General features: G+C 41.0%; 1 protein-coding gene. It reads left to right on the forward strand.

Annotated elements, in window-relative coordinates; genetic code table 11:
* Window positions 1-371: LPXTG cell wall anchor domain-containing protein (locus HMPREF9707_RS08390; RefSeq protein WP_006702273.1), on the forward strand; the 371-nt coding region annotated here is incomplete at its 5' end.
* Window positions 372-742: the final 371 nt, after the last annotated feature.

Consider the following 742-nt stretch of genomic DNA (forward strand, 5'->3'; position numbering starts at 1 on the left):
AACCAGGTGAAGAAGATCCAAAAGATCCGGAAAACCCAGGTGAAGAAGATCCAAAAGATCCAAGTAAACCAGGTGAAGAGGATTCAAAAGATCCAGAAACACCAGGTGAAGAAGATTCGAAAGATCCAGAAAAACCAGGCGAACAAGATCCAGAAGATCCAACTAAACCAGGTACTGATCAACAAGGCTCAAATAACTCAACAGAAAAACCAGATACTCCAAGCACTGATTCAGCAACTCAAGTAAATAAAGCAGGTGCGCTACCTGAAACAGGTGAAGAGATGGCAGCTCATATCTTTGGTGCTGCAGCAGTTTCAATCCTATCAGGATTAGGACTAGTTGCTACAAAAGGTCGCAAAGAAGAAGAGTAATAGATTAGGTATTTAATGAGTTATTCAGGATACACTTATAAGCTAAGCAACGATGTTGCTTAGCTTTTTTGCTATGTTTTCTTTTCTGATAACTAGGATTATTAAATTTGAGAGTAGATTGGTCTAGCACAGTATTCACCAAACCAAAACAAGTGGTTTATTAGTCTGACTCAGCGTCTACCAAACCAAAGTGAGTGGATTATTAGTCTGGCTCGTTGTTCGCCAAACCAATCGGAGTAGTTTATTGGTCTGGCTCGGTGTTCACCAAACCAATCAGAGTAGTTTATTGGTCTGGCTTGGGTTCCACCTAACCAATTTGAGTGGGCGATTAGTCTGGCTCGGTGTTCACCAAACCAATCGGAGTAGTTTAT

This window comes from Falseniella ignava CCUG 37419, assembly GCF_000301055.1.
GTDB lineage: Bacteria > Bacillota > Bacilli > Lactobacillales > Aerococcaceae > Falseniella > Falseniella ignava.